Here is a 22,932-nt window from a genome sequence, read left to right on the forward strand (position 1 = left end):
GATTAGCGACGCATGACTTTTTCGGAAGGAGTCAGTGCTTCAATGTAAGCAGGACGCGAGAACACGCGCTCGGCGTACTTTTGCACAGGAGCAGCGCTCTTGGGCAGTTCGATACCGTAGTGGTCCAGGCGCCAGAGCAGGGGAGCGATCGCCACGTCCAGCATGGAGAACTCTTCGCCCAGCATGTACTTGTTCTTCAGCAAGATGGGAGCCAGCTGCGACAAGTGGTTGCGGATTTGCTGACGGGCCAGTTCCTGTGCCTTGGCATCTGCGTTGCGGCGGTCTTCCAGGGCGGCCACGTGCACAAACAGTTCCTTTTCGAAGTTGTACAGGAACAGGCGTGTGCGGGCGCGCATGGTGGGGTCCGCAGGCATCAGCTGAGGATGCGGGAAACGCTCATCAATGTATTCATTGATGATGTTCGATTCGTACAAGATCAGGTCACGTTCTACCAGGATCGGCACCTGTCCGTAGGGGTTCATGACGGCGATATCTTCAGGCTTGTTGTACAAGTCGATGTCGCGGATCTCGAAATCCATGCCTTTTTCAAACAACACGAAACGGCAGCGCTGTGAGAATGGGCAAGTTGTTCCAGAGTAGAGCACCATCATGGTAGGAGATTCCAGTCGTAGAAATAAAAACAAGAGCCTCACGGCTCAGAATTTAAAACCCTGCAAGGGGTTTTAACAATAAAAAGCCGGGCAGGCTAGTTAGGCCTGCCCGTCTAGCATAGCGTTTTACTTGATGTCTTTCCAGAAAACGCTGTTCAGGCGCCATGCAACGGCAAAGAACAAGAGCAGGAACAGGATCACGCCCACGCCAATTTTCTTGCGCTCCAGCTGCACAGGCTCGGCCATCCAGTCCATGAAGTTGGCCAGGTCGGCCACGTCGCTGTCGTATTTGGCAGCAGCCTTGGCGTTAACAGGCTCAAGCTTGACGGTGTCAGTAGCGTGACCGGTGTAATCGGCCAATACTTCTTTCTTGACGTCGGAGAAACCGGCTGGATCGTAAGTAGCCGTGGTCTTGACCCATTCCTTGCTGCCATCGTCCTTGGCTTCCTGGGCCACGGTCGTGCGGTGCAAGGTGACGCCACCTTGGCGCTCCCACATGGCGTGAGGCATACCCACGCTTGGGAAGACCAGGTTATCCCAGCCGGTTGGGCGGGATGCGTCACGGTAGAAAGTGCGCAAGTAGGTGTAGATGTAGTCCGCGCCACTAGGGCCCAGGTTGGTGGACTTGGCACGCGCAATCACGGACAGGTCCGGAGGAGCAGCGCCAAACCACTTCTTGCCCATTTCGGGGGTCATGGCGATCTTCATCAGATCACCCACCTTGTCCGAGGAGAACAGCAAGTTTTTCTTGATGTCCTCTTCGGTCAGGCCGATGTCTGTCAGCTTGTTGTAGCGCATGGAGTTGGCGCTATGACAGTTCAGACAGTAGTTCACAAACAGTTTTGCGCCATTTTGCAACGCCGCCATGTCATTCATGCGGTCGGGCGCGCGCTCCAGGGCATAGCCACCTTCGGCGGCACCAGCCACCGTGCAGGTAAGGGACAAGGCCAGAGCGCCAAGCAGTTTCTTAATCATGGTCATTCCGTTTCGTGTTGGGGGCCTAGTGAGGGCGGAAAGTCACGCGATCAGGTTCGGGTTTGAACGTACCCATGCGGCTCCATACTGGCATCAGCAGGAAGAAGGCCAGGTAGATCACCGTACCGATCTGGCTCAGCAGGTTGAACAAGTCGTTCGGAGCCTGTGTGCCCAGGTAACCCAAGATCAGGAAGTTGATGATGAAAATCGCGTACAGCACTTTGTGCCAGGTAGGACGGTAGCGAATCGACTTCACAGGCGATTTATCCAGCCAAGGCAGGAAGAACAGGATCACGACCGTACCACCCATGGCCACCACGCCCCAGAACTTGGCGTCGATAACACGCAGCAGCACAGCAACAGCGATCAGGACAGCGGGTACGACCAGGCGCCAGATACCGGGCAGCTTGCCTTTGACGAACAGCACCAGAGCACCCAGCACGGAAGCACCGGCCAGAACCCAGGTAAAGTCGGCAGTCGTGGCACGCAGCATGGAGTAGAACGGCGTGAAGTACCAGACAGGAGCAATGTGCGGAGGAGTCTTCAGTGCATCGGCAGGGCTGAAGTTGTTGAACTCCAGGAAGTAGCCGCCCATTTCAGGGGCAAAGAACACAATCGCGGCAAACACAATCAGGAAGCCCGCCACACCCAGGATGTCATGCACGGTGTAGTAAGGGTGGAAGGGGATGCCATCCAAAGGACGACCTTGAGCGTCTTTGGGGCCTTTCTTGATTTCCACACCGTCGGGGTTGTTGGAACCCACTTCGTGCAGAGCGATCAGGTGAGCCACAACCAGACCCAGCAGGACCAGAGGCACCGCAATCACGTGCAGAGCAAAGAAGCGGTTCAGGGTGGCGTCGGACACCACGTAGTCACCACGGATGAAAATAGCCAGGTCAGGACCAATGAAAGGAATGGCCGAGAACAGGTTAACAATCACCTGGGCGCCCCAGTAGGACATCTGGCCCCATGGCAGCAGGTAGCCCATGAAGGCTTCAGCCATCAGACAGAGGAAAATGGCAACGCCAAAGATCCAGACCAGTTCACGTGGCTTGCGGTAAGAACCGTAGAACAAGCCGCGCAGCATGTGCAGGTACACCACCACGAAGAACATGGAAGCGCCTGTGGAGTGCATGTAGCGGATGATCCAGCCACCGGGCACTTCACGCATGATGTATTCAACCGACTCAAAGGCCAGCTTGGCATCTGGCTTGTAGTTCATGACCAGGAAAATACCAGTCACGATCTGGATAACCAGCACCAGCAGTGCCAGAGAGCCAAAGAAGTACCAGAAGTTGAAGTTCTTCGGCGCGTAATATTCTGACATGTGCTCTTTGTACATGGATGTCAGGGGGAAACGCCTGTCAATCCATCCCAAGAGTCCTGTCGTTTCGACGGTTTTCTCGCCAGCCATGAAACGGCTCCTTTATCTTTTTAAATAGTACGTATTGGGTTACAGCCGCCTTAGGCCTTGTTGTTTTCGTCTACGCCGATGGTAACCATCGTGCCGTCAGCCGAGAACTCGTAGGGCGGGATTTCCAGATTGTCTGGAGCAGGCTTGTTGCTGTAGACGCGGCCGGCCAGGTCGAACGTGGAGCCGTGGCAGGGGCACAGAAAGCCGCCTTCCCAACCACCGGGCAGACCAGCGCCAGCGCCAGCAGCCAGATGCGGGGTAGGGGAGCACCCCAGGTGGGTGCAGATACCGATACAGATAAAGATTTCAGGGCGACGCGAACGGTATTCGTTCTTGGCGTACGCAGGGGTGTAACCGGGGCGATCCGAGTCAGGGTCGGCCAGCTGGCTGTCCAGCTTGGGCAGTGCGTCCAGCTGCTCTTTGGTGCGGTGCAGAATCCAGACGGGTTTCCCGCGCCATTCCACGGTGCGCATCTGACCGGGGGCGATACCGGAAATATCGACCTCTACGGGAGCGCCGGCCGCTTTTGCTTTCTCGGAAGGAGCAAAGGAGCTGACAAAGGGAACAGCTGTCGCCACACCAGCGACACCACCTAATGCACAGGCGGTGGCGACCCAGGTGCGGCGCGAAGGATCGGGCGGAAGATTGAAATCAACCGCGCCTATGGCATCGGGCTGTGTCGTATTCTGACTCATTCTAGTATCCTTATTCCTGCCCGACTCGGGCAATACCACAATTTACGGATTTGGGCCTGGGTATATTATTCAACCGCACATTATACGCGTTACCCAGCGCAGCATAACTTGATCAAAGGTGAACATATGAACAAGGCTCGAGGTTTCCTGAACGAATTCCGGGAGTTCGCAGTTAAGGGCAACATGATGGACCTTGCGGTCGGTGTCATTATTGGCGCTGCTTTTGGCAAGATTATCGACTCGCTGGTAAAAGACATCGTCATGCCCGTCATCAGTTTCATCCTTGGCGGCGAAGTGGATTTTACCAACCAGTTCACGGTCTTGCGTACACCAGAGGGCTTTACCGGCCCAGAAACCCTGGAAGCTCTGAATGCGGCCGGTGCTGTTGTTTTGTCGTGGGGTAACTTCCTGACCATTTTCATCAACTTCATCTTGCTGGCCTTCGTGGTGTTTTGCATGGTCAAGATGATTAACCGTATGCGTGCCACCGTGGCCAAGGCTGAAGCTGCTGAGGCCGTACCCGAACCAACCCCTGAAGACGTCATCTTGCTGCGCGAGATCAGGGATTCGCTGAAAAAATAAAAGCCCGGACTTATCAAAGCTTTAAGGTGCCTTTCGGCACCTTTTTGTTTATGTAAACCCACCGGCAGGGTCAAGTTTGCCCGCGCCGGATGCCTGATTTTAGCCTTTCAGGGCCTGGGCTTGTCTAGCCTGTGGCGCTTTAAAGCTTGTTCAAGGTCATATGTGCGGGTTTTTGATGAAATCAGATCGGGTTATCCAGATCGATGAACTCCACTTCTATGCCAAACTGGCGAGCGATTTCTTCGCCCAAAGCCTTGGCCCCATAGCGTTCGGTTGCGTGATGGCCGGCTGCCATGAAGGCAATATTGTTTTCCTGCGCACTGTGAAATGTCTGTTCCGAAGCCTCGCCGCTGATGTAGAGATCGGCCTGCGCAGCGATGGCGCTATCAATAAAGCCCTGTGCCCCTCCTGTGCACCAAGCTATTCGGCGGATTTTCCGTTGTAAATCGCCAACAACCAGTGGCTGCCGTTGTAAATTATTGCAAACTGTCAGGCTGAATGTTTCCAGTGAAACTGGGGTTGGCAGTTCACCCAGCCAGACCAGTCCATCCGGACCACAGGTTTGTGCCACGCCGTCTGCGTCGCGCAGCACCTCGATGCCTAACTGGCGAGCCAACTGGGCGTTATTGCCCAGGACAGGGTGAGCGTCCAGGGGCAGGTGATAGCCCAGGAGGTTAAGCTGATGCGTCAGGACGCGTTCGATACGAGTTTTTCGGGCGCCTACAATGCACGGGTTTTCGTTTTTCCAGAACCAGCCGTGGTGCACCAAAATTGCGTCCGCCTGGCGGGCAATAGCGGCATCAATCAGTGCCAGCGAGGCCGTCACGCCGGTGACGAGTTTGCCAATATAGGGCTTGCCTTCGACCTGAAGCCCATTGGGACAATAGTCCTTGAAACGGGCGACATCCAAGGTGCTATTGAGCCAGCTGGCCAGTTCGGCTGTTGAAACCTGAGTCATGGAAATCCTTATCTGAAAGAGTGCTATGCGTCGATTGTGGCTAGTGTTTGCTCAAGCGGTGACAATTTGTCTGGCGGGCTTTTTTATTGTAGTGACGCTGCGGCCGCAGTGGGTGGGCGCGCCCGAGGCTCCCGTCCGTTCTACGAATACGGTGGTTTTGCCTGCACCGGTTCCGCCCCTGGTCCCCGCGGCTGCTATGGAGCAGGATGGCCCGCTGTCGTATGCCTCGGCTGTCACTAGCGCCGCGCCGGCGGTCGTTAATGTGTACACCAGCAAGCATTTGGAAGGCAATTCCCCCTTGCTGGAAGATCCTGATCTGCAGCGCCTGTTTCGCGAACTGCCCGACTTGATGGGTCGCCGCTCCACAATCAACCTGGGTTCGGGCGTGATCGTACACGAGCAGGGTTATATCCTGACCAATTACCACGTGATTGAAGCGGCTGATGCCATCGAGGTGGCATTATCGGATGGACGTCAGGCCAAGGCGCGTCTGATTGGCTCGGACCCTGAAAGCGATCTGGCCGTGCTGAAAGTGGATCTGCCCAAGCTGGCTGTGATCCAGACCCAGGAACAGGATCAGTTGCAGGTGGGCGATGTGGTGCTGGCCATTGGCAATCCTTTCGGAGTGGGTCAGACCACGACGATGGGCATTGTCTCCGGCTTGGGACGCAATCGCCTGGGCATCAATATTTACGAAAACTTCATTCAGACCGATGCCGCCATTAATCCCGGCAACTCGGGTGGGGCCCTGGTGGATGCGGTTGGCCGTCTGGTGGGAATCAATACCGCTATTTATTCCGAAACGGGCGGTTCGCTGGGTATCGGTTTTGCCATTCCGTCCTCGACTGCGCTGGCCATCATGAACGAAATTATCCGTAATGGTGAAGTGACGCGCGGCTGGCTGGGCCTGGAGCCACAGGACATTACCCCGGACCTGATCAAGTCTTTCAAACTAAAGAGTGATGCAGGTGTGATTATTGCCAGTGTGCAACGTCACGGTCCGGCTGCCGAGGCGCATTTGCAGGTGGGCGATATTGTGTTGCGCTTGAATGGTCAGCAGGTGGCCGATTCAATTGGCCTGCTCAATCAGATTGGCCCAGTGCAACCCGGGCAGACCGTGACATTAAGCGTATTGCGCGATGGCAAGGAGCTGGACGTTCCCGTCAAGGTCGGTATGCGACCTCAGGTGCGCAAATAGGGCCGGCAGCTTCTCCTCTTCGCTGGAGTTCACCGAAAGGGCGTAACGGTGCGTTCAAGGCCTTGCAGGCCGTACAGGCTCTTGGGTAGTGTGTGATGCTTGCGTGGTCAGGCGATTTGCATTTGGCTACGCTGTTTTGCAGATCGTAGTGGCGCGAAGGCTTGGCAAGGTATCTAAAAAAATGGCTCTCTGGGCTACTCCTTTTGGAGCAAGGCAAGAGAGCCATTTTTGGGTCTACACGCCATGTGACGCGTACAAACAGGTGTTGCTTTGATCGTTTTACAGATCCAGCTCGCGGCCTTCGCTGTTTTCCGCTTCCCGTTTCTTGATCAGGCTGGCGGCCAGAATCCCTAATTCATAAAGCAGGCATAGCGGGGCGGCCAACAAGATCTGGCTGACCACATCGGGCGGAGTCACGATAGCGGCGATCACAAACGCGCCCACGATTACATAACCACGGATTTCGCGCAGCTTGGCTACCGTTACAACGCCTGTTTTCACCAGCAAAATCACGGCGATAGGCACTTCAAAGGTAATGCCAAAGGCCAGGAACATGGTCATGACAAAGCCCAGATAGGCTTCGATGTCCGGTGCTGGTGTAATCGATTGCGGGGCAAACGAGGCGATGAAGTGAAACACGGTGCGGAACACCACGAAATAACAAAACGCCATGCCGGCAATGAACAGCAAGGTGCTGGTCATGATCAGCGGCAGAGCCAGCTTCTTTTCGTGGTTGTACAAACCTGGCGCAATAAAGGCCCATGCCTGGTAGAGCACGATAGGCAAGGCCAATACGAATGATGCCATCAAGGTGACTTTGACCGGCACCATGAAGGGGGTAATCACCCCGGTGGCAATCATGCGCGTACCCTCGGGCAGAGAGCTCATCATGGGCTGGGCCAGCACATCATAAATGGCCGAAGCGCCAGGATACGTAAACAGCACGATAAAAATCCCGACCACGGCAATGACCGCGCGCAGCAGGCGTGTACGCAGCTCGACCAGGTGGGAGATGAAGGTATCTTCTTGAGGCGCTTCGGTGCTCATGCCGTCGGTCCTTTAGAGGGTTGGGCGGGAGCATCCGTAGGACGGGGAGCGTCGTCACTGGCTGGCGCACTGGGCGCTGGCTGGGCGGCTGCATCCGTATCGGGCTGACTGGCAGCCGATTCTTTCGCGGGGGCTGCGTCGGGGCTCGCCTTGGCGCTCTCGGCGGTATCCGAGAAGGCCTTGCGTGCGGACTCCGACGCGTTTTGCAGGGTGTCGCGGGCTTCTGTCAGAGGCTGGCTGATGCTTTTGCCCGTGTCCTCGACCGAACTGCGCACCGAGCGCGCGGCGTCCTCCATCTGGTCTTTGAGCTTGTTCACCTCATCCAGATTGATTTCGCGTTGAATATCGGTCTTGACCTCGTTAACGTAGCGCTGCGCGCGGCCAAGCAAATGGCCGACGGTGCGCGCTACTTTAGGAAGACGTTCGGGACCGATGACGATCAGGGCAACCACTCCAATCAGGAGCAGTTCGCTAAAGCTGACATCAAACATTCAGACTCACACAAGAAGGGGATCAGGCGCGATCGGACTTTTCCTTGGCCTGCACGTCGATCGTTTGAGGATCGGCAGCGCGTTGGCTGACGGTTTCGGGTGTTTTTTCTTCTTCACCCACGTCTTTCATGCCTTCTTTGAAACCTTTGACTGCACCGCCCAGATCCGAGCCGATATTACGCAGTTTCTTGGTGCCGAAAACCAGGGCAACGATGACCAGAACGATCAGCCAGTGCCAAATGCTAAAGCTACCCATAATGTATCTCCCTTAAGCAGCCATGGCTGCGCGTTGTTGCCATGGGCGCTCACCGCCCAAGATGTGCATGTGTAAATGGTTGATTTCCTGCCCGCCATCCAAACCGTTGTTGATGACAATGCGGAAACCGCCTTCAGGGCCGGGGCGACAACCAGCCTGTGCGGCCAGGGAAGGTGCCAAAGCCATCATTTTACCCAACCATTCACTATCCTGGCCTGATACGTCCTGCATGGACACGACGTGTTTCTTGGGGATTACCAGGATATGGATAGGTGCAGCTGGGTTGATGTCGTGAAATGCCAGAAAGTCCTCGTCCTCGTACACTTTTTTGGACGGGATCTGATCGGCAGCAATTTTACAAAACAGACAGTTCTCGCTCATAGCAACCTCGGTAGCGAAGCACTTGCTGGGCAAGTGCCAAAAATCTAGGTATCAGGACAGTGTAGCGCGTCTAAATGACAGAATTACACCTGGTCCTTAGGGCGCGAAGCTTTTTCTTCCAGCCCAGATGTACCTTCGCGGCGCAGCAGTTCTGTCAGGACATCGCGGGGCTCCAGACCGTAGTAAGTCAGGGCCACCAGGCTATGAAACCACAGGTCTGCCGTTTCGTAGACGATGCGCTCGCGTTCTTCATCCTTGGCAGCCATGACCAGCTCGGTCGCTTCTTCCCCGATTTTCTTCAGGAATGCATCCGGTCCCTTGGCCAGCAGCTTGGCGGCGTAGGAAGAGGATGGGTCCCCGCCTTGTGCAGGCAGGCGGGACTTCAGGGTGCGGCCAAGATGATCAAGGATGGTCTCGACAGTAGGTTGTTCGCTCATCGGTAAATATGCTCCGGGTCTTTCAGGACGGGGTCAACCGCCACCCATTGTGCCTGATCGCTCTGGCCTTGCAGCTGGCGATAAAAGCAGCTTTCACGACCCGTATGACAGGCGATCTGGCCAACCTGCTCCACGCTAAGCAAAATAACGTCGCCATCACAGTCCAGGCGCAAGTCGCTGACGTGCTGCACGTGGCCGGATTCCTCGCCCTTGCGCCACAGGCGCTGGCGGGAACGCGACCAGTACACGGCGCGGCCGGTGCTGACGGTCTCTTGCAGGGACTCCTGGTTCATCCAGGCGACCATCAAGATTTTGCCCGTGGCCTGGTCCTGCGCAATCGCGGGGATCAAGCCTTGTTCATCAAAGCGGATTTCAGCCAGCCAGGCCGGTAAGTCAGCCATTAGCGTCGCACCTGAATACCTTGCGCAGCCATGAAATCCTTGGCTTCGGCAATAGTGTGTTGACCGTAGTGGAAGATGCTGGCGGCCAGTACGGCACTGGCGCCGCCCTTGATCACGCCATCGGCCAGGTCTTGCAGGCCGCCCACTCCACCAGAGGCGATAACGGGAACGGAGACCGCCTCGGACACGGCACGAGTCAGTTCCAGATCAAAGCCGGATTTGGTGCCGTCGCGGTCCATGCTGGTCAGCAGCAGTTCGCCGGCGCCGTATTCGGCCATGCGGGCTGCCCATTCCACCACGTCCAGGCCGGTTCCACGACGACCGCCGTGGGTAAAGACTTCCCAGCGTGGTGCTTCGTTCTCAGCACTGACACGGCGTGCATCAATGGCGACGACCATGCATTGCTTGCCATGGTGATCGCTGGCGGCACGCACCAGGTCCGGGTTGCTGATGGCGGCGCTGTTAATGGACACCTTGTCCGCACCGGCATTGAGCAGGCGCTGGATGTCGGCCACTTCACGCACACCACCGCCCACTGTCAGGGGGATGAAAATCTGGCTGGCCACCTGTTCGATGATGGGCAAGATCAGATCACGGTTGTCCGAGGTGGCCGTAATGTCCAGGAAGGTCAGTTCGTCGGCGCCCTGGTCGTTGTACTTGCGGGCGATCTCGACCGGGTCTCCGGCATCGACCAGATCCACAAAGTTGATGCCTTTGACCACACGGCCAGCGGTCACGTCCAGACAAGGAATGATGCGGCAGGCTAATTCGTTGGTGACGTCCTGGCTCATGCCTGGTACTCGTCAGCGAAGGTTTGCGCCTCGGCAAAATTCAGGGTGCCTTCGTAAATGCTGCGACCCAAAATCACACCTTCGATGCCTTCGTGCTCTACGGCACACAGGTCTTCGATGTCTTTCAGGTTGGTAACACCGCCGGAGGCGATGACGGGAATCTTCACGTGCTGGGACAGCTTGACGGTGGCTTCGATGTTCACGCCAGTCAGCATGCCGTCGCGGCCAATATCGGTGTAGATAATGGACTCGCAGCCGTAGTCTTCAAATTTCTTGGCCAGATCCAGTACGTCGTGGCGGGTCAGCTTGCTCCAGCCGTCGGTGGCGATTTTGCCGTCACGGGCATCCAGGCCAACAATGATGTTGCCAGGAAAGGCGCTGCAGGCGTCTTGCAGGAAACCAGGGCTTTTGACAGCGGCAGTGCCAATAATGACATAGCTCATGCCAGCGTCCAGGTAGCGCTCGATGGTATCCAGGTCGCGGATACCACCGCCGATCTGTACGGGAATTTCACCGTCGATGGCAGCAATAATGGATTTGATGGCTTCGCTGTTCTTGGGCTTACCGGCAAAAGCGCCGTTCAGGTCCACCAGATGCAGGCGCCGGGCCCCTTGTTCCAGCCATTGTGTTGCTATTTTGGCCGGATCATCCGAGAAAATAGTGGCATCGTCCAGGTCACCCTGGCGAAGGCGCACACAACGCCCGTCTTTGAGGTCGATGGCGGGAATCAAAAGCATGGTCTTTAGCCGTAAAAAACGTAAGAAATACTGGGTCGGAAAAAGTCAGAACAACGCCGGGAAGCTTGCTTGAAAAATCATGGCTTCCAGTTGGCGAAATTCCGGAACAGTTGCAGGCCGTTGTCTGCGCTTTTCTCAGGATGGCATTGCAACGCAAAAATATTAGCGTTTGCTATCGCCGAGGTAAAGCGTTGGCCATAGTGCGTCGAACCACAAGTTTGATCTATATGCAGCGGATCGACAAAGTAGCTATGAACAAAGTAAAAGAACGCGCCATCCTCAATGCCAGCCCATAAGGGATGATCCTGAGTCTGGTGTACGCGGTTCCAGCCAATATGGGGCACTTTCAGCCCGGGGCCGGAGGCGTGGTCGCTGCTTTTGTAGTTCGGGCCCTCAAAACGGCGCACTTGGCCGGGAATCAGACCTAAACAGGGGACATTGCCTTCCTGACTGGAATCGAACAGCATTTGTTCGCCTACGCAAATGCCCAATAAGGGCTTGTTGCGGGCGGCTGTCAGCAAGGCATCACGCAAACCGGATTGGTCCAGGTGGGCCATGCAATCGGGCATGGCACCCTGGCCGGGTAAGACAACCCGGTCCGCATCCAGAATGGCTTGAGGGGTTTGAGCAAGAACGATGCGCGCATCAGCTGCGGCGGCATGCAGTGCTCGGGCAACCGAGAAGATGTTGCCCGAACCGTAATCGACAATAGCGATAGTGGTCACGATGTGTGTCCGAAGGACGTTTACAGAACCCCTTTGGTCGAAGGCACCACGCCTTCGCTACGTGGGTCCAGCTCCAGAGCCATACGCAATGCTCGGCCAAAGGCTTTGAACACGGTTTCGCACTGGTGGTGTGCGTTTTCGCCGCGCAGGTTATCGATGTGCATAGAAACCAGGGCGTGATTGACAAAACCCTGGAAAAACTCGCGTGCCAAGTCTACATCGAACTGGCCGATTCGTGCGCGGGTAAAGGGCACAAAATAAAACAGGCCGGGGCGACCGGAGAAGTCCACCACTACGCGCGAGAGCGACTCGTCCAATGGTACATAGGCATGGCCGTAGCGGCGCAGACCGGCTTTGCTGCCTACGGCCTTGGCAAAAGCCTGGCCCAGCGCGATGCCGATATCCTCGACAGTGTGGTGATCATCGATGTGGGTGTCGCCCTCACAGTGCACGTCCAGGTCAATCAGACCATGGCGGGCGATCTGGTCCAGCATGTGGTCCAGAAAGGGCACGCCGCTGTTGAGCGAGTGACGGCCGGTGCCGTCCAGGTTAACGGCCACGCGGATGCGGGTTTCATTGGTATTGCGGGTAATCTCGGCGGTGCGCATATCAGTGCCGGCGGCAAGGCCGGTATCAGGATTGGTTCAATCGGAATTGCGCGCTGGCAGCGTGGGCGTACAGGCCCTCGCCTTGTGCCAGCGTAGCGGCTATGGGTCCCAGTGTTTGGGCGCCTGATTCTGAAACCTGAATAATGCTGCTGCGTTTCTGGAAATCGTAGACGCCCAAAGGTGACGAGAAACGCGCAGTGCGTGCCGTCGGCAGGACATGGTTAGGCCCGGCACAGTAATCGCCCAGCGATTCGGAGCTGTAGGGGCCCAGGAAAATGGCGCCAGCATGGCGGATTTTGCCCAACAAGTCCTGGGCATTACGGGTAGAGACTTCCAGGTGTTCCGGCGCGATATGGTTGCTGATCTTACAGGCCTCGTCCAGATCGCGGACGTGGATCAGGGCACCGCGACCAGACAGGCTGCGACGGATGATGTCCGCGCGTGGCATGGTGGGGAGCAGACGTTCGATGGCCGCTTCAACCTGGTCCAGGAAGTCCGCATCGGGACACAGCAAGATGGCTTGGGCCAGCTCGTCGTGTTCAGCCTGGGAGAACAGGTCCATGGCCACCCAGTCAGCAGGAGCACTGCCGTCGCTGATGATCAGGATTTCGGAGGGGCCGGCAATCATGTCGATGCCAACGACGCCAAAGACGCGGCGTTTGGCAGCGGCGACATAGGCGTTGCCGGGGCCGACAATCTTGTCTACCGGCGGGATGGTGTCCGTACCGTAAGCCAAAGCGCCTACAGCCTGCGCGCCACCAATAGTGAACACGCGATCGACACCGCCCAGGGCGGCAGCCGCCAGCACGATGGGGTTGCGCACGCCATCGGGTGTAGGCGTGACCATGATCAGCTCTGGAACACCCGCCACTTTGGCAGGAATGGCGTTCATCAGAACCGAGGAGGGGTAAGCGGCCTTGCCACCGGGGACATACAGTCCCACACGGTCCAAGGGGGTAACTTGCTGGCCCAGCACGGTGCCATCGGCTTCCGTGTAGGTCCAGGTTTCAGTGCGCTGATGCTCGTGGTAACGACGCACACGCTCGGCGGCCTGTTCCAGTGCCTTGCGCTGATCGGCAGGCAGGCTGTCCAGAGCCGCAAACAGTTCTTCTTTGGAGATTTCCAGTGCCGAGGCCTGTTCAACAGCCAGTCGGTCAAAGCGCTGGGTGTAATCCAGCAAGGCCGTGTCCCCCTCATGCTGGATACGATGCAGAATTTCGGCACAAGCGTGCTCGATAGACGCGTCTTCGGACGCTTCGTAAGCCAGTAGAGTGCGCAGTTCGGCATCGAACTGGGCGGATTGGGAGGTCAGGCGATGGATCAGTGACATGTCGCTATGGGAAAAAGCTAAGGTTCAAAGGCCAGTGTATAACATTTCGCTTAGGCAAAAGGCGGTCTGCGCCTTTTGCGCAAGCAGGATTGTCAGGCTGTTTATCCCCCGCCCGTGGCAGGGGAAGTTTTACTCGTCTACCGAAGCGCGAGAGAAAGCGTCGATCAGGGGTTGCAACTGGGCACCACGGTTCTTCATGGCAGCCTGATTGACGATCAAGCGCGAGGAAATGGGGGTGATGTCTTCCACTTCCACCAGCTTGTTGGCACGCAAGGTGCCGCCGCTGGAGACCAGGTCCACAATGGCGTCGGCCAGACCGACCAGCGGAGCCAGTTCCATGGAGCCATACAGCTTGATCAAGTCCACATATACGCCTTTGCTGGCGAAGTGCTCGCGGGCAGCGCGGGTGTATTTGGTGGCGATACGCAGGCGCGAACCTTGCTTGACGGCCGAATGGTAGTCAAAGCCTTCGGCCACGGCCACACACAGGCGGCAACGGGCAATGTTCAGGTCCACGGGCTGGTACAGACCGCCGGGGTGCTGTTCCATGTGCTCGTACAGCACGTCCTTGCCGGCAATCCCGATATGGGCGGCACCGTATTGCACGTAAGTTGGCACGTCGGTGGCACGCACAATAATCAGACGCAGGTCCGGGTTATTGGTGGGCAGGATCAGTTTGCGCGACGTTTCGGGGCTTTCCAGCACCTTGATGCCTGCCTCTTCCAGCAAGGGCAGGGTTTCGTCAAAAATCCGGCCTTTGGACAAGGCCAGCGTCAGAGGTTGATTTAAACCGGCGGGACTCATTAGGTTTCCTTGCTGCTGATTCGCTCGATGTTGGCGCCTACGGCTTGAAGCTTGGCTTCCATGCGGTCGTAGCCACGGTCCAGATGGTAGATGCGTTCGACGGTAGTGTCACCCCGAGCCGCCAGGCCTGCAATGACCAGGCTGGCTGACGCACGCAGGTCGGTTGCCATGACGGTGGCGCCAGTCAGGTAAGGAACGCCGGTAACGACGGCCATATGGCCTTCGATATCGATCTGTGCACCCAGTCGGTTCAGTTCCTGTACGTGCATGTAGCGATTTTCAAAGATGGTTTCCACGACCGAGGCGGTGCCGTCGGCAATGGTGTTCAGTGCCATCAATTGAGCCTGCATGTCCGTGGGGAAGCCGGGGTATTCGCTGGTACGGAAGCTGACCGCCTTGGGGCGACCATTCATGCTGGCCTTGATCCAGTCCGAGCCGGTTTCAATCTGCAGTCCGGCTTCGCGCAGCTTGTCCAGCGTGGCGCCCATGGCGTCAGCATCGGTATTGCGCAAGGTCAGTTCGCCACCGGTAGCGGCAACGGCGCACAGGAACGTACCGGCTTCAATACGGTCGGGGCAGATGGTGTGTTTGGCACCGTGCAGGCGCTCGACACCGTCAATGACGATACGGTCGGTACCGTGGCCCTGGATCTTGGCACCCATTTTGATCAGCAGCTCGGCCAGATCAATAATTTCCGGTTCGCGGGCTGCGTTTTCCAGAATGGTTTGGCCTTCAGCCAGAACGGCGGCCATCATCAGGTTTTCGGTGCCGGTGACTGTCACCATATCCGTGCGCACCACGGCACCGCGCAAGCGTTTGGCGCGGGCATTCACAAAGCCGTGCTCGACATGGATTTCTGCACCCATGGCCGCCAGACCCTTGATGTGCTGATCCACAGGGCGTTGGCCAATGGCACAACCACCGGGCAGGCTGACGCGTGCCTCGCCAAAGCGCGCCAGCAGGGGGCCCAGCACCAGAATGGAGGCGCGCATGGTTTTCACCAGTTCGTAGGGCGCTTCCAGATTGGTGATGTTGCCTGCATTCAGCTCCAGCGTGCCATTGCGCTTCTGGGTGACACCCAACTGTCCCAACAGCTTCAGAGTAGTGTCGATGTCACGCAGACGCGGGACATTGTCCAGGTACACCGTGTCAGCAGCCAGCAGACTGGCGCACAGAATGGGCAGGGCGGCGTTTTTGGCGCCAGAGACGGTGATCTCGCCATTCAGGCGTTGTCCGCCTGTGATGCGTAATTTATCCATTCGGATTGGCCTTGTATTCGTCGGGGGTAAGCGTGCGCATGGACAGGGCGTGGATTTCGGCTTTCATCCGGTCGCCCAGGGCTTTGTAAACCAGTTGGTGACGCGCAATCAGGCGTTTGCCTTCAAAGGCGGTGCTGACGATCAGGGCCTCAAAGTGCGAACCATCGCCTTGCACTTGCAAGTGTTCACAGGGCAGGTTGTCGGCAATGTATTGGTGAACTTGTTCGGGGGTCGGCAACATGAAATCAATTCCGTAATTTATAGCCTGAGGCAAGCAGGCGTAGCGAAATCAGACACAGCGCAACAAAGACGCTGGCGACAACGGTCAGGCTGAACCAGGGAGAAATATCCGAGGCGGCAAAAAAACCGTAGCGGAACCCGTCAATGGTATAGAGCAACGGGTTCCAGTGTGAAACAGTTTGCCAGAAGGGTGGCAGGCTATGGATGGAATAGAACACACCCGACAGAAAGGTAGCAGGCATGATCAGGAAGTTCTGGAATGCCGCCAACTGGTCGAATTTTTCAGACCACAAGCCGGCGATCAGACCCAAGGCTCCCATGATGCCGCAAGACAGGACGGCAAAGGTCAACACCCATAAGGGTTTGGAGACAGGCAGAGAGACAAAGAACAGTGACACCAGCCAGACACAGAGGCCCACACAGACCCCGCGGGCGATGGACGCCAGCAGGTAGGCGGCGAAAATCTCGCGGTGCGAGAGCGGGGGCAGCAGGATAAAGACCAGATTGCCCGTGATGCGGCTTTGAATCAGTGATGAGGACGGGTTCGCAAAAGCGTTTTGCAACATGCTCATCATCATCAGGCCCGGAATCAGGAAGGCGGTGTAGGGCACGGAGTCGTATACCGTGACGCGGCCTTCAAGGACGTGGGCGAAAATCAGCAAATACATCAGCGCTGTCAAAACGGGCGCAGCAATGGTCTGAAAGCCCACTTTCCAGAAACGCATCAGCTCCTTGCGCAGCAGCGTAGGAAAGCCCGAGCCCATCTTGGGCTGAGGGGGCAGGCTCAGGGTGCCGATCTTGGCAGCGGGGGCGTCCGTGTTTTGAGGTACGCCCCAGTGTTTGGGAGAATTGTTCTGGTTCACAGTGCGACTCCCATTTTTCCTTCGTTGTGCATGATGCGCACAAATGCATCCTCCAGATCGTGGCCGCCTGCGCGCTCCATAATGGCTTGCGTGGTATCCAGGGCGACGATCTTGCCACTTTTAAGCATGGCCAGGCGACCACAGAGGGCCTGGGCTTCTTCCAGATAGTGGGTGGTCAGCAAGATGGTGTGGCCTTGTTGATTCAGGCGAATAATGAACTCCCACAGCGTGCGGCGCAGGTCCACGTCCACACCGGCAGTGGGCTCATCCAGAATAATGACAGGGGGGCGGTGCACCAGCGCCTGGGCGACCAGAACGCGGCGCTTCATGCCGCCGGACAAGGCGCGCATGTTCACATCGGCCTTGTCGCTCAGGGCCAGATTGGCCAGAATCTCGTCGATCCAGTCGTCATTGTTTTTCAGGCCAAAGTAGCCCGATTGCAGACACAAGGTTTCACGGACGGTGAAAAAGGGATCGTAAACAATTTCCTGGGGCACCACGCCCAGCGATTGGCGGGCTTTTTGATACTGGGTGCGCACATCGTAACCACAGACACTGACCTGGCCGCTGGTGGGACGGGTCAGGCCGGCCAACATGGAAATCAGGGTTGTTTTGCCGGCGCCGTTAGGGCCGAGCAAGCCGAAAAATTCACCATGTTCGATAGTCAGGCTGACCTGATCGACGGCCAGAAAACCGGCATCGGAACGGGGAGGGGAAAACAGGCTTTTGAGTCCCCGGCTTTGGGGAGCGAAGCGTTTACTGACGTTATCGAGTTTGAAGGCGGACATGGCAGTTTGGGTTGGCCTGACGCGGGTGTGGCGGGGGAAGTCGTCGCTGTAGCGTCTTTGTTAACTAAACAGGCCTACGCATGGGCGTAGACCTGTTTGGGGGTGATCAGGCTCTTTATTATAGAGTACGACTCTGGTCTGCTTAAGAATGCCCGACCAAAGCGCCCGTGCTTGCCACGGCCTGCCTTAACTGTTTTGTTTGTTCAGCGCCTGAATCAGGCCATCAATACCACCTTGCTCAATTTGCTGGGCAAACTGGTTGCGGTAGTTTTGAATCAGCCAGATGCCTTCTACGTTCAAGTCGTAGATTTTCCAGCCTTCCGGTGTTTTTTCCAGGCGGTAATCCACACCGACCGGGCCACCGTTGGACTGAGTCAGCGAGGAGCGCACCACCACGTCGTCTGCATTGGAATCGCCACGGAAAGGCAGGATGGTCAGCTGTGTCTTGTCATCCACGCGGGACAAGGCGCCACTGTAGGTGCGAACCAAGGTGCCCTTGAACGCTTCGACCAGTTTCTGACGCTGTTCGGGGTTGGCTTGACGCCAGTAGCGGCCCGCGGACAGACGTGTCGTCTTTTCCAGGTTCACGTAGGGCATGATGTTTTCGTTCACGGCAGCCAGAATGGCAGCGCGGTCACCCTTGCGGATGGCGTCGCTTTCCTTGACCACTTGCAAGGCTTGATTGCCGACCGATTCAACAAACTTGTTGGGCTCCCCTTTGGGATCTGCAACTTGTGCCTGGGCTGCGATGGCGTGCAAACACAGAGCCAGGGCCGCACAGACGGTCAGGATCCAGGAAATCAGGCGAGAGGGGGAGGACTGCAAAGCAGTCCCGCCCAAGGCGGGACGGGAAATCATAAAAAACTCCAGAAGAATGTTCTGCGGGCAGCGCGTTTTTATTCGTCTGCGTCCGAGTAGTCAGGTAGGTCCTGGCTGGTGTCGCCACCGGTGCGGCGGGCTTGCACCATCGCATGGCGTCTTTGCAGGTAAGCGTCGCGTATGAAGCTGTAGCGGTCAAGGGCGATGTCGTTAACAAGTTTTTCTGCATCCAGCACGCCAGCACGGGCATCCAAGGCCCACAAACCCAGGATGCTGTTGCGTACCGGTACATCCTTGATCGCCATGATCGGACCCGTGGAGGAGAAGCCCTCCAGGAAGCTGGTGCCACGTGCCACACCGTCGCGAACGGTGCTGGGGCCAAAGAAGGGCAGAACCACGTAAGGGCCAGACTTGACGCCCCATACGCCCAGCGTCACACCAAAGTCGTTGGGGATGCGCTTGGAGCCATTCATGGTGGCAACGTCAATACAACCGCCCAGGCCCATGGTCGAGTTGAACAGGACTCGGCCCAGGGTGTTGAAGAAGTCAACGTGCTCGCCTTGCAGGAAGCTGTTGACGGCCGACCAGGCATCGCCCAGGTTGTTGAAAATGTTACTAATACATGTGCGTGCAGGCTGCGGCGTCAGGGCGTTGTAGCCTTCTGCAATCGGTTTGATCAGCGCGCCGTCCACGGTTTCGTTAAAGGCGTAGATGCCACGGTTCATGCCTTCCCAAGGGTCCTGGGGGTTGGGGTTGGGCACACTGGCGCAACCGGCCATAAGCGCAGCACTGGCACCGATCAGGCTCAAACGGACTCCACGAGGCAGGGAGTAAGAGCGGCGAGTTGTTGTATTCATGGTTGTGTCGTCTGTAATGAGCATGAACGGGCGGGTTTGCTTACTCCGATTTGGAGCCGCCGTCCTTGGAGGCCGTGTTGTAGAGGAACTTGCTGATCAGTTCTTCCAGCACAACCGCGCTTTGAGTATAGGTAATGGTGCTGCCACCTTGCAGGTCCTTGTCGTCGCCACCAGCAGTCAGGCCAATGTACTGTTCGCCCAGCAGGCCTGACGTCAGGATGGAGGCCGAGGTGTCGACAGGAAACTTGTAGTGCTCGTCCATATCCAGGGTGACCACGGCTTTGAAGTCCTGGTTGTCAAAACCAATGGAGCCTACCCGGCCAACGACCACACCGCTGGCCTTGATGGGAGCGCGTGGTTTCAGGCCACCCAGATTATCGAACTTGGCCGATACCTGGTAGGTTTTTGCAAAGGAAAAAGAACTGAGGTTACCCGCGCGCAGGGCCAGGAATGCCAGTGCGACCAGCCCCAGCAAAACAAACAGGCCAACCCAGAAATCGGTTTTCTCGCGATTCATAGTTGAGCAATTCCTAAATAGTTAACTGAACATAAGGGCGGTGAGCAGGAAGTCCGTGCCCAATACCGCCAAAGCGCCGCTGACGACCGTGCGTGTGGTCGCGCGAGAAACGCCTTCGGGCGTGGCCTTGGCATGCCAGCCCATATACAGCGCAATCAAGGTCACGATCAGGCCAAACACCAGGCTTTTGATCACTCCGTTGAGTACGTCATCAATCACATCGACACCGTTTTGCATTTGCGACCAGAAGGCGCCTGCATCAATGCCGATCATCTGCACACCGACGACATAGCCGCCCAGGATGCCGACCATGGAGAACACGGCGGCCAGAATGGGCATGGCAATGATGCCGCCCCAAAATCGCGGTACCAGCAGGCGGCGCAAGGGGTCCACCGCCATGACTTCCATGGCGGCAATCTGTTCACCGGCCTTCATCAAGCCGATTTCAGCGGTTAACGATGTACCGGCCCGGCCTGCAAACAGCAGGGCGGTGACGACCGGTCCCAGTTCACGTACCAGAGACAGGGCGACCAGCAGGCCCAATGCCTCTTCGGAACCATAGCGGTTCAGTGTGTAATAACCTTGCAAGCCCAGCACAAAACCCACGAACAGGCCGGAAACGGCAATGATCAGCAGCGAATAATTGCCAATAAAGTGGATTTGCTGGGAAACCAGACGAGGGCGACGCCACAGCAGGGAGGAACGGGCCAGCAAGGCCACGAACAAACGGCTGAAGGCACCCAGACCATAGATGCTATTGCGGACTGCAGCGCCTAGCGCGCTAATCGGGGCGGTGATGAAATTCATGAGCGCGTCGTCCGACTCTGGAGCCAGGCTTCAAAAGCCGGGGTGACGGGATAGTTAAAGGCGATAGGGCCGTCGGGTTCACCACGCAGGAACTGCTGCACGTAGGGATCCCTGGAAGCGCGCAGCTCGGTGGGCGTGCCCTGGGTCAGCAAGCGTCCCTGGCCAACAATATAAACCTGGTCGGCAATCGCAAAGGATTCAGCCACATCGTGCGTAATCAGCACCGAAGCGCAGTTCAGGCGGTCGGTCAGGTCGCGAATCAGCTGCGCGGTAATGCCCATGGAAATGGGGTCCAGACCGGCAAAGGGTTCGTCGTACAGAATCAGCTCGGGCTCCAGCACAATGGCACGGGCCAGGGCAACCCGGCGGGCCATACCGCCAGAAATTTCATTGATGCCCAAATGGGCAGCCGCGCGCAGGCCAACGGCGTCCAGCTTGTCCAGTACACGGTCCTGAATGGCGGCTTCGGAGTCGTTCGTCAGCTCCCGCAGGGGAAACGCCACGTTTTCAAACACGTTCAGGTCCGTAAACAGGGCACCCTGTTGAAACAGCACACCCATGCGTTGGCGCGTCTGGCGCAGAGCCTCGCCGTCCAGCTTGGCCAAGTCCTGGCCAAAAACCGTAACAGTCCCTTTCTGAGCACGAATTTGTCCGGTCGCAGCACGCAGAAGTGTTGTTTTTCCGGAACCTGACCCCCCCATCATGGCGACGACCTGACCTTTCTGAACGGTCATGGACACGTCCGCGAGCACGGTAAAGGCACCGTAGCCCAGCGAGGCGGAGTCCAGATTTAGTACGGCTCGGTCAGTATTTACAACCATGTCGCGGGCAAAAGGGGATAAAAGGACCTGCTATTGTACCGCTTGCAGCTCTGGCGTCTCAATGTCTTGCGTGCTATGGGGCGGGATTGTGGCTCTTGATACTTCAAACCGGCTTTGGTGGTGAAGTCGCCCTTTTTTGTGTCGAATTTGTTTTAGATAGCGGGTTGTATCAAGGCGAACAGCAATCCGCCGCCTGCCAGCAACCATAAAGGGTTGATGCGACTTAGCAGCAAAATGGCCGTACAGGCCAGAGCCGTGCCCCAGGCCCACAGTCCGCCTTGGGCCGCTTTCAGAATTGTGCCGCTGGCGGCCAGGATCATGCCGGCGGCAATGGGCAGCAGACCAATTTCAATGGCGCGGATGATGCGTGTGCCCTCATAGCGCTTCCAGATTGTTGCCAGGTAATAGATCAGCAGGGCAGAGGGCAGGAAAATGGCGACGGATGCGGCCAGGGCACCGGCCCAGCCAGCCGCCTTCCAGCCCACCAGGGTGACAAGCAAGGATTTCGGGCCGGGTGTCAGGCGCGACAGGGCGAACAGATCCAGAAATTCCTGATTGCTGAGCCAGCCATGGATTTCTACCGATTGCCGGTGAATCTCCGGGATGATGCTTTGCCCGCCCCCTATGGTCAGAAAAGACAGGGGCGCAAAGACGCGCATGAGCTGGAGCAAAACCGTGATCATGATTGCTCCACCGCTTTGTCTCCAAGTTGCAGCCAGGCATACCAGACGGACAGCGGTGCACAGATCAGAATAACGGGGATCAGGCTCCATTTCATGACGAAAATGCCGACAAAAACGGCCAACATGAGGGCAATGGGCACGATTCCGGTGGCTGCGCTGCGCGCCGAGCGTACGCCCATTTCAAGAGACAGGCCAATAGCGGCAGCGGCAATTCCGGCCATGACTTGAGGCACCAGGGTAGAGCCCGTCAGTTGTTCCAGACCAATCAGCATCAAAATGGCCAGCAGTAGCGGGGGAAGCACCATGCCCAGCGTGGCAACTAACGCCCCAGGCCCGGCCAGCAGACGATAACCAATCCATATAGAGAGGTTCACCACATTGATGCCGGGCAGTGCTTGGGACAGCGCCAGACCGCTAAGAAAATCTGCCTGGCTCATCAGGCCCCGCTGAACAACAAACTCACGCATTAACCAGCCACTCAAGCCCCCACCAAAGCTGGTCAGGCCAATGCGGGCAAAGATCAGAAATAGAGCGCTTAAGGATAAAGGGGCAGCTTCTTGAGACCGGGTCATAGAGCAATGAAGGCGGATAGGGCTCGTCAAAAGTGGAAGTTTGAACATTCTGGCATACAAATTAAGCCGTTTTTGCCCTCTTGTGCGCTCGGGTGGCGGCCTGATCCTTCTGGCTGGGGGTGCGGCGTGGCCTTTATTGGCAAGAAAACGGCTGTCGGGCAGCGGTCGTTCAAATTTTTTTCCACCCTCAAGCGCTGCTTTTTTGTTTGAAATATTTAAAGATAAAAATTAATTAAAATGGGTGCAAAAATTAAATAAAAAATGA

General features: G+C 57.0%; 30 protein-coding genes. 2 read left to right on the plus strand and 28 right to left on the minus strand.

Annotated elements, in window-relative coordinates; all coding sequences use genetic code 11:
- Positions 1–2: 2 nt before the first annotated feature.
- The 4 genes from MID00_RS09320 to petA form a co-directional block, all read right to left on the minus strand.
- Positions 3–611, minus strand: a complete 609-nt coding sequence (locus MID00_RS09320; protein ID WP_009455466.1) for a glutathione S-transferase N-terminal domain-containing protein — start codon at positions 609–611, stop codon at positions 3–5.
- A gap of 126 nt (positions 612–737) precedes the next feature.
- Complete coding sequence (locus MID00_RS09325; protein WP_009455467.1) at positions 738–1,592, minus strand: cytochrome c1; 855 nt, start codon at positions 1,590–1,592, stop codon at positions 738–740.
- Positions 1,593–1,611: 19 nt separating this feature from the next.
- The gene (locus MID00_RS09330; RefSeq protein WP_009455468.1) at positions 1,612–3,000 is read right to left on the minus strand and encodes a cytochrome bc complex cytochrome b subunit; all 1,389 of its coding nucleotides are present in this window, start codon (positions 2,998–3,000) and stop codon (positions 1,612–1,614) included.
- Between the two features lie 50 nt (positions 3,001–3,050).
- Positions 3,051–3,695 (minus strand): ubiquinol-cytochrome c reductase iron-sulfur subunit, encoded by a 645-nt coding sequence (petA, locus tag MID00_RS09335; protein WP_035269839.1) that lies wholly within the window; start codon positions 3,693–3,695, stop codon positions 3,051–3,053.
- Positions 3,696–3,821: 126 nt separating this feature from the next.
- Here petA and mscL point away from each other — a divergent pair, with 126 nt between their 5' ends.
- Positions 3,822–4,277, plus strand: a complete 456-nt coding sequence (mscL, locus tag MID00_RS09340) for a large conductance mechanosensitive channel protein MscL (protein WP_009455470.1) — start codon at positions 3,822–3,824, stop codon at positions 4,275–4,277.
- A gap of 181 nt (positions 4,278–4,458) precedes the next feature.
- On the opposite strand, the gene MID00_RS09345 is transcribed toward mscL, so the two are convergent.
- Positions 4,459–5,235: a Nif3-like dinuclear metal center hexameric protein gene (locus tag MID00_RS09345; RefSeq protein ID WP_009455471.1), complete on the minus strand. Its 777-nt coding sequence runs from the start codon at positions 5,233–5,235 to the stop codon at positions 4,459–4,461.
- Between the two features lie 25 nt (positions 5,236–5,260).
- On the opposite strand from MID00_RS09345, the gene MID00_RS09350 reads away from it, so the two are divergent.
- Entirely contained in the window at positions 5,261–6,433 is a 1,173-nt protein-coding gene (locus MID00_RS09350) for a S1C family serine protease (RefSeq protein WP_009455472.1), read from the plus strand.
- Between the two features lie 279 nt (positions 6,434–6,712).
- Here the strand turns inward: MID00_RS09350 and tatC are convergent, their stop codons facing one another.
- The 23 genes from tatC to MID00_RS09465 form a co-directional block, all read right to left on the minus strand.
- Positions 6,713–7,480: a twin-arginine translocase subunit TatC gene (tatC, locus tag MID00_RS09355; RefSeq protein WP_009455473.1), complete on the minus strand. Its 768-nt coding sequence runs from the start codon at positions 7,478–7,480 to the stop codon at positions 6,713–6,715.
- Positions 7,477–7,971, minus strand: a complete 495-nt coding sequence (gene tatB, locus MID00_RS09360) for a Sec-independent protein translocase protein TatB (protein WP_254500218.1) — start codon at positions 7,969–7,971, stop codon at positions 7,477–7,479. The genes tatC and tatB overlap by 4 nt, the downstream gene beginning before the upstream one ends.
- A 22-nt stretch (positions 7,972–7,993) precedes the next feature.
- Positions 7,994–8,227: a Sec-independent protein translocase subunit TatA gene (tatA, locus tag MID00_RS09365; protein WP_021447245.1), complete on the minus strand. Its 234-nt coding sequence runs from the start codon at positions 8,225–8,227 to the stop codon at positions 7,994–7,996.
- 12 nt (positions 8,228–8,239) lie between these two features.
- Positions 8,240–8,608 carry a histidine triad nucleotide-binding protein gene (locus tag MID00_RS09370; protein ID WP_009455476.1) on the minus strand — a complete coding sequence of 123 codons (369 nt, stop codon included), beginning with the start codon at positions 8,606–8,608 and terminating at the stop codon, positions 8,240–8,242.
- Between the two features lie 83 nt (positions 8,609–8,691).
- Complete coding sequence (locus MID00_RS09375; protein ID WP_021447244.1) at positions 8,692–9,045, minus strand: phosphoribosyl-ATP diphosphatase; 354 nt, start codon at positions 9,043–9,045, stop codon at positions 8,692–8,694.
- The gene (hisI, locus tag MID00_RS09380; protein WP_009455478.1) at positions 9,042–9,446 is read right to left on the minus strand and encodes a phosphoribosyl-AMP cyclohydrolase; all 405 of its coding nucleotides are present in this window, start codon (positions 9,444–9,446) and stop codon (positions 9,042–9,044) included. The genes MID00_RS09375 and hisI overlap by 4 nt, the downstream gene beginning before the upstream one ends.
- Positions 9,446–10,237, minus strand: a complete 792-nt coding sequence (gene hisF / locus MID00_RS09385) for an imidazole glycerol phosphate synthase subunit HisF (RefSeq protein WP_035269852.1) — start codon at positions 10,235–10,237, stop codon at positions 9,446–9,448. The genes hisI and hisF overlap by 1 nt, the downstream gene beginning before the upstream one ends.
- Positions 10,234–10,974 carry a 1-(5-phosphoribosyl)-5-[(5-phosphoribosylamino)methylideneamino]imidazole-4-carboxamide isomerase gene (hisA, locus tag MID00_RS09390; RefSeq protein ID WP_009455480.1) on the minus strand — a complete coding sequence of 247 codons (741 nt, stop codon included), beginning with the start codon at positions 10,972–10,974 and terminating at the stop codon, positions 10,234–10,236. Before hisA ends, hisF begins: the two co-directional genes overlap by 4 nt.
- A 77-nt stretch (positions 10,975–11,051) precedes the next feature.
- Positions 11,052–11,699 (minus strand): imidazole glycerol phosphate synthase subunit HisH, encoded by a 648-nt coding sequence (hisH, locus tag MID00_RS09395; protein ID WP_254500219.1) that lies wholly within the window; start codon positions 11,697–11,699, stop codon positions 11,052–11,054.
- Positions 11,700–11,719: 20 nt separating this feature from the next.
- The gene (gene hisB / locus MID00_RS09400) at positions 11,720–12,307 is read right to left on the minus strand and encodes an imidazoleglycerol-phosphate dehydratase HisB (protein ID WP_009455482.1); all 588 of its coding nucleotides are present in this window, start codon (positions 12,305–12,307) and stop codon (positions 11,720–11,722) included.
- Between the two features lie 25 nt (positions 12,308–12,332).
- Positions 12,333–13,637 (minus strand): histidinol dehydrogenase, encoded by a 1,305-nt coding sequence (gene hisD, locus MID00_RS09405; RefSeq protein ID WP_035269855.1) that lies wholly within the window; start codon positions 13,635–13,637, stop codon positions 12,333–12,335.
- Positions 13,638–13,766: 129 nt separating this feature from the next.
- Positions 13,767–14,441 (minus strand): ATP phosphoribosyltransferase, encoded by a 675-nt coding sequence (hisG, locus tag MID00_RS09410; protein WP_009455485.1) that lies wholly within the window; start codon positions 14,439–14,441, stop codon positions 13,767–13,769.
- Positions 14,441–15,700 carry a UDP-N-acetylglucosamine 1-carboxyvinyltransferase gene (murA, locus tag MID00_RS09415; RefSeq protein ID WP_009455486.1) on the minus strand — a complete coding sequence of 420 codons (1,260 nt, stop codon included), beginning with the start codon at positions 15,698–15,700 and terminating at the stop codon, positions 14,441–14,443. The genes hisG and murA overlap by 1 nt, the downstream gene beginning before the upstream one ends.
- The gene (locus tag MID00_RS09420) at positions 15,693–15,941 is read right to left on the minus strand and encodes a BolA family protein (protein WP_009455487.1); all 249 of its coding nucleotides are present in this window, start codon (positions 15,939–15,941) and stop codon (positions 15,693–15,695) included. The genes murA and MID00_RS09420 overlap by 8 nt, the downstream gene beginning before the upstream one ends.
- Positions 15,942–15,945: 4 nt before the next feature.
- Positions 15,946–16,704 (minus strand): ABC transporter permease, encoded by a 759-nt coding sequence (locus tag MID00_RS09425; RefSeq protein WP_254500295.1) that lies wholly within the window; start codon positions 16,702–16,704, stop codon positions 15,946–15,948.
- A 95-nt stretch (positions 16,705–16,799) separates the two neighbouring features.
- Entirely contained in the window at positions 16,800–17,591 is a 792-nt protein-coding gene (locus tag MID00_RS09430) for an ABC transporter ATP-binding protein (RefSeq protein ID WP_254500220.1), read from the minus strand.
- A 186-nt stretch (positions 17,592–17,777) separates the two neighbouring features.
- Entirely contained in the window at positions 17,778–18,449 is a 672-nt protein-coding gene (locus MID00_RS09435) for a phospholipid-binding protein MlaC (RefSeq protein ID WP_009455492.1), read from the minus strand.
- A 38-nt stretch (positions 18,450–18,487) separates the two neighbouring features.
- Positions 18,488–19,267, minus strand: a complete 780-nt coding sequence (locus MID00_RS09440; protein ID WP_254500221.1) for a VacJ family lipoprotein — start codon at positions 19,265–19,267, stop codon at positions 18,488–18,490.
- A 40-nt stretch (positions 19,268–19,307) separates the two neighbouring features.
- Positions 19,308–19,784 (minus strand): outer membrane lipid asymmetry maintenance protein MlaD, encoded by a 477-nt coding sequence (gene mlaD / locus MID00_RS09445; protein WP_009455494.1) that lies wholly within the window; start codon positions 19,782–19,784, stop codon positions 19,308–19,310.
- Between the two features lie 21 nt (positions 19,785–19,805).
- Positions 19,806–20,591, minus strand: coding sequence for a lipid asymmetry maintenance ABC transporter permease subunit MlaE (gene mlaE / locus MID00_RS09450; RefSeq protein WP_254500222.1), 786 nt, complete (start codon positions 20,589–20,591; stop codon positions 19,806–19,808).
- The gene (locus MID00_RS09455) at positions 20,588–21,412 is read right to left on the minus strand and encodes an ABC transporter ATP-binding protein (protein WP_254500223.1); all 825 of its coding nucleotides are present in this window, start codon (positions 21,410–21,412) and stop codon (positions 20,588–20,590) included. The genes mlaE and MID00_RS09455 overlap by 4 nt, the downstream gene beginning before the upstream one ends.
- Positions 21,413–21,564: 152 nt before the next feature.
- On the minus strand, positions 21,565–22,095 hold the full coding sequence (locus MID00_RS09460) for a chromate transporter (RefSeq protein ID WP_021447240.1): 531 nt from the start codon (positions 22,093–22,095) through the stop codon (positions 21,565–21,567).
- The gene (locus tag MID00_RS09465; RefSeq protein WP_254500224.1) at positions 22,092–22,667 is read right to left on the minus strand and encodes a chromate transporter; all 576 of its coding nucleotides are present in this window, start codon (positions 22,665–22,667) and stop codon (positions 22,092–22,094) included. The genes MID00_RS09460 and MID00_RS09465 overlap by 4 nt, the downstream gene beginning before the upstream one ends.
- Positions 22,668–22,932 lie beyond the last annotated feature (265 nt).

This window comes from Alcaligenes sp. NLF5-7, from assembly GCF_024266725.1.
Taxonomy (GTDB): Bacteria; Pseudomonadota; Gammaproteobacteria; order Burkholderiales; family Burkholderiaceae_B; genus Alcaligenes; species Alcaligenes phenolicus.

Bases quoted from the DNA above. Each gene is read 5' to 3' on its own strand.
- MID00_RS09440 (WP_254500221.1), bottom strand. From the start codon at position 19,267: ATGAATACAACAACTCGCCGCTCTTACTCCCTGCCTCGTGGAGTCCGT.
- MID00_RS09375 (WP_021447244.1), bottom strand. From the start codon at position 9,045: ATGAGCGAACAACCTACTGTCGAGACCATCCTTGATCATCTTGGCCGC.
- mlaD (WP_009455494.1), bottom strand. From the start codon at position 19,784: ATGAATCGCGAGAAAACCGATTTCTGGGTTGGCCTGTTTGTTTTGCTG.
- petA (WP_035269839.1), bottom strand. From the start codon at position 3,695: ATGAGTCAGAATACGACACAGCCCGATGCCATAGGCGCGGTTGATTTC.
- MID00_RS09350 (WP_009455472.1), top strand. From the start codon at position 5,261: ATGCGTCGATTGTGGCTAGTGTTTGCTCAAGCGGTGACAATTTGTCTG.
- tatC (WP_009455473.1), bottom strand. From the start codon at position 7,480: ATGAGCACCGAAGCGCCTCAAGAAGATACCTTCATCTCCCACCTGGTC.
- hisI (WP_009455478.1), bottom strand. From the start codon at position 9,446: ATGGCTGACTTACCGGCCTGGCTGGCTGAAATCCGCTTTGATGAACAA.
- MID00_RS09330 (WP_009455468.1), bottom strand. From the start codon at position 3,000: ATGGCTGGCGAGAAAACCGTCGAAACGACAGGACTCTTGGGATGGATT.
- MID00_RS09435 (WP_009455492.1), bottom strand. From the start codon at position 18,449: ATGATTTCCCGTCCCGCCTTGGGCGGGACTGCTTTGCAGTCCTCCCCC.
- tatA (WP_021447245.1), bottom strand. From the start codon at position 8,227: ATGGGTAGCTTTAGCATTTGGCACTGGCTGATCGTTCTGGTCATCGTT.
- hisD (WP_035269855.1), bottom strand. From the start codon at position 13,637: ATGTCACTGATCCATCGCCTGACCTCCCAATCCGCCCAGTTCGATGCC.
- MID00_RS09460 (WP_021447240.1), bottom strand. From the start codon at position 22,095: ATGATCACGGTTTTGCTCCAGCTCATGCGCGTCTTTGCGCCCCTGTCT.
- mlaE (WP_254500222.1), bottom strand. From the start codon at position 20,591: ATGAATTTCATCACCGCCCCGATTAGCGCGCTAGGCGCTGCAGTCCGC.
- MID00_RS09325 (WP_009455467.1), bottom strand. From the start codon at position 1,592: ATGACCATGATTAAGAAACTGCTTGGCGCTCTGGCCTTGTCCCTTACC.
- hisF (WP_035269852.1), bottom strand. From the start codon at position 10,237: ATGAGCCAGGACGTCACCAACGAATTAGCCTGCCGCATCATTCCTTGT.
- MID00_RS09345 (WP_009455471.1), bottom strand. From the start codon at position 5,235: ATGACTCAGGTTTCAACAGCCGAACTGGCCAGCTGGCTCAATAGCACC.
- murA (WP_009455486.1), bottom strand. From the start codon at position 15,700: ATGGATAAATTACGCATCACAGGCGGACAACGCCTGAATGGCGAGATC.
- hisG (WP_009455485.1), bottom strand. From the start codon at position 14,441: ATGAGTCCCGCCGGTTTAAATCAACCTCTGACGCTGGCCTTGTCCAAA.
- MID00_RS09425 (WP_254500295.1), bottom strand. From the start codon at position 16,704: ATGGGCTCGGGCTTTCCTACGCTGCTGCGCAAGGAGCTGATGCGTTTC.
- hisA (WP_009455480.1), bottom strand. From the start codon at position 10,974: ATGCTTTTGATTCCCGCCATCGACCTCAAAGACGGGCGTTGTGTGCGC.
- MID00_RS09455 (WP_254500223.1), bottom strand. From the start codon at position 21,412: ATGGTTGTAAATACTGACCGAGCCGTACTAAATCTGGACTCCGCCTCG.
- MID00_RS09420 (WP_009455487.1), bottom strand. From the start codon at position 15,941: ATGTTGCCGACCCCCGAACAAGTTCACCAATACATTGCCGACAACCTG.
- tatB (WP_254500218.1), bottom strand. From the start codon at position 7,971: ATGTTTGATGTCAGCTTTAGCGAACTGCTCCTGATTGGAGTGGTTGCC.
- MID00_RS09465 (WP_254500224.1), bottom strand. From the start codon at position 22,667: ATGACCCGGTCTCAAGAAGCTGCCCCTTTATCCTTAAGCGCTCTATTT.
- MID00_RS09370 (WP_009455476.1), bottom strand. From the start codon at position 8,608: ATGAGCGAGAACTGTCTGTTTTGTAAAATTGCTGCCGATCAGATCCCG.
- mscL (WP_009455470.1), top strand. From the start codon at position 3,822: ATGAACAAGGCTCGAGGTTTCCTGAACGAATTCCGGGAGTTCGCAGTT.
- hisB (WP_009455482.1), bottom strand. From the start codon at position 12,307: ATGCGCACCGCCGAGATTACCCGCAATACCAATGAAACCCGCATCCGC.
- MID00_RS09430 (WP_254500220.1), bottom strand. From the start codon at position 17,591: ATGTCCGCCTTCAAACTCGATAACGTCAGTAAACGCTTCGCTCCCCAA.
- MID00_RS09320 (WP_009455466.1), bottom strand. From the start codon at position 611: ATGATGGTGCTCTACTCTGGAACAACTTGCCCATTCTCACAGCGCTGC.